Source organism: Scopulibacillus cellulosilyticus (assembly GCF_042665295.1).
Classification (GTDB): Bacteria; Bacillota; Bacilli; order Bacillales; family Sporolactobacillaceae; genus Scopulibacillus_A; species Scopulibacillus_A cellulosilyticus.
The window spans coordinates 20995-27703 of the sequence record NZ_JBHTCO010000035.1 but is presented as its reverse complement, the minus strand read 5'-3'; the positions used below and the strand labels follow the sequence as shown (position 1 = coordinate 27703).

At 37.3% G+C, this 6709-nt stretch carries 4 protein-coding genes; 1 reads left to right on the top strand and 3 read right to left on the bottom strand.

Annotated elements, in window-relative coordinates:
- Positions 1-1103 precede the first annotated feature (1103 nt).
- Complete coding sequence (locus ACFQRG_RS17070) at positions 1104-2441, bottom strand: MFS transporter (RefSeq protein WP_380968246.1); 1338 nt, start codon at positions 2439-2441, stop codon at positions 1104-1106.
- A 486-nt stretch (positions 2442-2927) separates the two neighbouring features.
- On the opposite strand from ACFQRG_RS17070, the gene ACFQRG_RS17065 reads away from it, so the two are divergent.
- Positions 2928-3719 carry an HAD-IIA family hydrolase gene (locus tag ACFQRG_RS17065; RefSeq protein ID WP_380968243.1) on the top strand — a complete coding sequence of 264 codons (792 nt, stop codon included), beginning with the start codon at positions 2928-2930 and terminating at the stop codon, positions 3717-3719.
- Positions 3720-3788: 69 nt separating this feature from the next.
- Here the strand turns inward: ACFQRG_RS17065 and ACFQRG_RS17060 are convergent, their stop codons facing one another.
- A complete protein-coding gene (locus ACFQRG_RS17060) occupies positions 3789-5873 on the bottom strand; it encodes a PAS domain S-box protein (RefSeq protein WP_380968240.1) in 2085 nt (694 codons plus the stop codon).
- Entirely contained in the window at positions 5845-6705 is an 861-nt protein-coding gene (locus ACFQRG_RS17055) for a CheR family methyltransferase (protein WP_380968237.1), read from the bottom strand. The genes ACFQRG_RS17060 and ACFQRG_RS17055 overlap by 29 nt, the downstream gene beginning before the upstream one ends.
- Positions 6706-6709: the final 4 nt, after the last annotated feature.

The window sequence follows — 6709 nt, the reverse complement described above, 5'->3', positions numbered from 1 at the left end:
CCCGCAGGTGTGTTCACTAATTATACAGAAAGTATAGTGGTAAATTTCTTGTCATTTACTGGTACATTCTTTGTCACTCGGTGGTAAAAACTATGTCGTTGGTGGTACATTTCAGTGGCCGTAATCATTATCAGTTTGGTTAAGGAGAAGGTGTTTCACATCTGCCCTAACATATACCTAAAACTTTAATAATCCAGCCTAGTCAATATAGTTGAAACTATGCTTTCCCTTTCTTTACTTAAATTATTAATCAAAAAAAGAAAAAAAGAGGATTAAAAAACAAAAAAAATTCCAAAATCGGCGGATCTGTTATTGCAGCTTGTTATAATCATAAGATGTGACAGAACTTCCTTCTTCCAAACTGATTGGGGAATATTTCTTGATTAACTGTAGACGGATATCCGATATGTCATACTTACGATTAATCCATTTACGGAGCTGCCAGAATTATAAAGATCAACTATAAACTTTTTAGAGTCTTCATTAAATTTTTTACCAGTCTTTTGGTTACCTATAAGGACATATCCTTTCGTTTTCCGTGTAGTCAATCATTTAAAAACTTAAATTAGTTGTTTCAGCGAATTTTAACCAACATCATTGTTTGCATAAGAGTTTACACGTAAACAAAAATATATACTTGCAAACAAATCCGCTAACACCTTATGTATCAACGTGTTAACGATTTTGTTTTCTTGTAAACTAATTTGTATACATGTTTACTTATAAGCAAGCAAGTAAACACATTTGTTTGCGTTAAATATTTATTAAATTATTGCCCTCTACTCCCCTCCTTTCTCCACCTTTTAAATAGTCCCCTCTTCACAATCTGCTCAAACAGTTCAAATTAATAATTTTACTTATATAGATGACATTACACATATAAAACGTTGCCAAATGGCAAACTTTATTTATTAATATATTGTTTTAAATGACGTATATAGCGTCAACGAATAACCTTTTTATTTGCTTCCCCGGAGCAACGAATCGCACTGTTTAATAACTGTAGAATCATAAAGGAAAGCCATTTACGATTTAAAAAAACGTACCTGCTCCTCCTCATTTGGATTTACAGGCACGTTTTTAACAATTAACTTATATTTTCTTTAATCAACCGAACTTGCTTCATTCAACGTTTGATTTTTGGTTTCTTCAGCCATAAAAATACAAACGAGTAATCCGGCAAAGGTAACAATAGCGCCTATAATCATGGTTGGCCCGATACCTAAATCTTGTAAGCCTATCGGGAACAAGTAGGTGCCGAAGAATGCTCCGACACGGCTGATTGAAGTTGCCACGCCTACAGCTGTTCCACGCACTTCTGTTGGGAACAGTTCGTTTGGAGCCAGCCAGTCCATAACATTCGGACCGCCGGAGAAAATAGCATAAAGTATAAAACCAATAATAATAAATGCAAGAGGACCATGCGGAAACAGTCCAAGCAGCAAGATACCAAGCGTCATGACCGCAAAACTCGTAATCATCATTGGCCGGCGTCCCATTTTGTTAACAAGCAGGAGTGCCGGGACACAACCAATTAAGAAAAGGAAACTAATGATAGCTGATCCTAATCCAGCAGAACCTTCAAATAGATGGAATGATTTCAACATCTCTGGACCAAACGTAAGCATCGCAAACAACGGCGCCACTTGGAACGTCTCAAAAAGACCGATATACAAAAGACGTTTTAGATAACCAGAAGAAAATACTTTTAGGAAACTTGTTTCTTCTGCCTCAGCACCAGGGGGGATAATTTCTTCAACCGAGGCTTTTTCACCAAAAACTTCTTTAACAACCTTATCGGCGTCCTTCTTCCGTCCTTGATTTAATAACCAGCGAGGGGATTCAGGTGTACCCAGTCTTAATAGTACAAGGATGACTGCAGGAACGGCGCTGCTGGCAAGCATCCATCGCCAAGCATCCGGTCCGATATTTAACATCCAATCGCCAATAATGTAAGCCACTGTCGAACCAACGTAATACCCGAATAGCGTAACTCCCAGCATTGCTCCGCGGTGTTTACGGGGGGCAAATTCTGCTAATAGTGATGTAGCAATCGGATAGTCGGCACCAACGGCTATACCTAGAATGAGCCTTAAAATGAAGAGTTCCGCGCCATTGTGAACCCAGAACTGTAAAACAGAAGCAACGATTAAAATGACAAAATCGAGGGTGTACATAAGCTGTCTGCCTATTTTATCGGTAAGATACCCGCAAAAGCCGCCTATAAAAATACCTAGTAGTGCAGAGGCACCGATCAGTCCGCTCCAAACTGCATTTAAATGGAGCTGAGGTGTAATTTGCGTAAGGGCGATTCCTATAATACTCAGGATGTAGCCATCCAAGAACGGCCCTCCAGAAGAATATAATGTCAGCCGCGCATGAAAGGGTGTGAACCCGGCGTCTTCAACATAATTCTTTTTCTTGCCTTTTTTCGAATGCAAATGAACCATCTCCTTCCTTGCTGTAAGACAACGCTGATTAAAGAATTCAAGCGCATTCTTTACAAATTTTGCATTCAATTCCTGCTTGACAAAAACACATGTTTATAACCTTAACATACTTTTTCTGTTCATGCATGTGATATACATTAAGGCTTTTAAAATGAATGACGAATTAAAGTATTCATTTTGCTTATTTATGCTTTTTAAAACGGTCTATTTGCCATTTATATACCATTTATTCTTAGTTTCTCTAATAATTTCCTCTGTTATTCCGTCTCATATAACTAACGGCCAATTTTATAACAGATTTTTTCATACTGAGCTTATGTACGTCATATTAAATAAAATGATGCCCTCGCCTATGACCCTTTACTTCTATACCCATCTTTAAAAAACTTAAACGCAATAATTTTAAAAGGAAATATATCAAAATTTTAGAAAACCTCAGTTAACTAAAAGACACTTAAAGAAAGGAGCATTAAAAACATGTATTACCCTAAATTTGCTTTCATTTTTGATCTTGATGGGACGCTGTATATAGAAGATGAACTCATATCCGGGGCCAAGGAAACGCTTGAATGGGTTAGAAAAACCGGCTCAAAAGTAAGATTCGTTACTAATAATCCGAGATACAGCCGGGAATATTATGCCCGTAAACTAACACATTTAGGTATCCCCGCCCTGGAAAGCGAAGTTCTTACATCTGCTAATTTCACCGCTATTTACCTAAAGCAAACGATAAATAAGAATAAGGCTATCTTTGTTATCGGCGAACAGGAGTTAAAAAAGGAGTGCTATAATACCGGTTTGCGGCTCACAGAACGTCCGGATGCAGATATTGTTATTGTCAGCTTTGATACAACGCTTTCATACGATAAAATCTACACGGGGCACCAAGCCCTTATAAAAGGCGCCCGTTTTTTCGCTACTAATCCTGACTTTGTCTGTCCAGGTCCAAATGGCGGCCTTCCGGATGCCGGGGCGATTATTGCAGCACTTCAAGCATCAACGGGCAAAAAATTAGAGCTTGTTTTTGGTAAGCCTTCTAATATTTTGGCCCATTATTTAACAAAAGAACTGCACCTGTCTCCCTCAAGATGTATTGTCGTTGGAGACCGGTTAAATACTGATATTCTTTTTGGCAACAAAAATAATATGTTTACAGTCTGGATTAATAACAGCAAGACTAATCGCCCTGTACATAAAAAACTAAAACCAAATCGCGTCATTTATTCAATCGGCGATCTTCCGGGGGCTATTTCTGACCTTTTTATGTGAAGAAAACTTGGTTGGTGCCCATTTAAACTTTCCCAGCGCTGAAAAAAGCGAAGGGACAGATCCCTCCGCTTATTTCTTAACAATATTATTAAAACGTATAAAAAATGCCGTTCCTTGTTTGCTTGTTTCCAGATCTATAACAGCATGATGGCGGCTCGCAACACTGTAGCAAATAGCTAATCCCAACCCTGTTCCCCTTTCCTTTGTAGTAAAGAAAGGCGTGCCAATCTTTTCGATTAATTCGTGTTCTATCCCGCAGCCCTGGTCTCTTATTTCTAAAGTAACTGTGTGACCTTCTGTATAAGTCTTAATTGTTAGTCTCCCCCCGGAAGACATTGACTCTAATCCATTGATAGATAAATTTAGAATGAGTTGACGGATCTCCTTTTCATCTAGATAAAGTTCAGGACATTTGCCCAAATCAAGTACAACTGACATATCTGAAAGAACTGCCTCTGCTTGAATGAGCGGGTATAGCGCTTTAACAATTAAATTCAGTTGATGAGGGGTTTTATTGGTTGCCTTGTTTTTAGCTAAATTAAGAAACTCTGAAATGATTGAATTCGCTCTTTTTAATTCTTCAAGCATCAGATCTATGTATTGTATAGATACATGTTCAGGGTCGCTCTTTGACAATTCCAAGAAACCGCGGACGGTTGTCATAGGATTTCTGATTTCATGAGCAATGCCTGCAGCCATTTCTCCAATTAAATTCAGACGGTCCAGCCGGGCCATTTCTTTCTCCAAACGCATGCGTTCTGTAATATCCGTAATGGTACTCAGAACACACTCCTCGCCGTCTATTTCAATGGCTTCCGTTGATAGCAGCCCGTCCTTAGCCTCGCCATTTTTAGTTAGATAATGAATCTTCTTATTCCTAATTGACTCCTTAGTATCTAAACTGCCGGAACTTTGTGGCTCATGATCCGATTCTTCTTTAATATGCAATATATGAGATGTTTGATCCTTAACATCGTCATAACTATATCCTGTAAAATGAAGCCAGCTGTCATTGACATCTATATATCTGCCATCCTTTTTTGAGCGAATCGCTATCATACACGGACTTGACTGAAATATTTTATAAAATAGTTCCCGGGAAATACGAAGATTCTCAGCTGTCTTTTTTCTCTCGATTATTTCATTTTGGAGCTTCTTATTAGTCAATACGAGTTCTTGAGCCCGTTCTTCAACTAACTCCTCTAAAAGCTTGTACTGGTGTTTTCGTTCCTTTTCTATTTCTTTCCGTTCAGTAATGTCACGAATAGAACAGACAAAAATGTGCTCTTCCTCTATTGCCGCTTCTCCGATTTGAATATCAACAGGAAACTTCTGTCCATTTTTATGTACCGCTTCTCGTTCTACAATTCTATTTTTCATTCGTCTTAAACAATCTACCATTGATGAAACTTGCTCACCGTTAATGTATTTAAACTTTGGAATAAGTTTTATAACGTGATGGCCTAACAATTCATCTGCTGAATATCCAAATGTATCATTTACGGAGGGATTGACAGATAAAATATACCCTTCTCTATCAAGTGTTATAATTGTATCTAATAAAGTCTCGCCAATAACTTTTGCAAGCTCCTCATTTTTACGCAAATCAAAACTTGTGCGGTTCAATCTTTCATTCATTTCTTTAAGTTTGAGCTGACTGTGCTGTTTCTCTAATTTCATATTTTGATATATCTTCACAAACTCCCGGACTTTTAATTTTAATTTTTCCGGATGAAACGGCTTAAAAATGTAGTCAACAGCACCAACGTTATAACCTTGAAGAACAGATTCTATCGTTTGATTAATAGCCGTAATAAATATAATCGGTATGTTCTTTGATTTTTCTCTCTTCTTAATAAGCTTTGCAGTTTCAAAGCCGTTCAGCCCTGGCATTTGAACATCTAACAAGATGACGGCAAAGTCTTGTTTTAAGACATATTTTAATGCTTCCTCCCCTGAATTCGCCTTAACTAAATAATAGTTTTCAGACTTAAGTACAGCTTCTAATGCTAATAGATTTTCCGGATGATCATCAACGATCAGAATATTTACCTTCTCATAACTCGTCTCTTCCTCTTTCTCCTCCTTAGCCTGAACTTTCGGTGGGACTTGACTCAAAATGTTTCTATTTGACTTTTCTGTAAATTTTTCCAACTGGATCAACTTCCTCATAGTAATTTGCCATGCCGCTGAATTGAATGTTTTCCTTACTGCCTAAACCAAGAATCCCTGATACGGACAGACTGTCATAAAGCAGATTGTGTACATGTTTTTGCAAAAGTTCGTTAAAGTAAATCATGACGTTCCTGCAGATAATGACGTGAAATTCATTAAAAGATTGGTCAGTAACTAAATTATGCTGTGCAAAAGCAATATTTTCTGCCAGAAACGGATGGAACAAAGCGCCATCCTCCTTTGCAATATAATACTCAGAAAATGGCCTCGTCCCTCCTGCTTCAAGATAGTTTTTCGTATAGACTTTCATTTTATTTAAAGGAAAAACGCCCTTTTGTGCATTTTTTAACACTTTCCCGTTCATATCGGTGGCATAAATTCTTGTTTTTTCGTATAAACCTTCTTCATATAAAAGAATAGCCATCGAATAAACTTCCTCACCCGTCGAACAGCCGGCATGCCAAATCCGAATAAAAGGAAACTCTCTTAGAATCGGAATGATCTGAGTTCTAAATGATTTAAAAAAACTTGGATCACGAAACATTTCTGTTACATTAATAGAAAGATCGGCAATTAATTTGGTCATCATCATGGGATCATGAAAAATTCTCTCCTGTAAACTGGATATATTCTTTATATTTTCTGTACGAATGCGATGCCAAATTCTGCGTCTTATAAACTTAGTTGAATAGTTTCTAAAGTCAAATCCGTAATACCGATAAATCCCTTCAAGCAATAATTCTATTTCTATCGCTTCAAGATCATCGGTATGTCTTATGATATTTTTATATTTTTCATCTAATTGATTCATATGT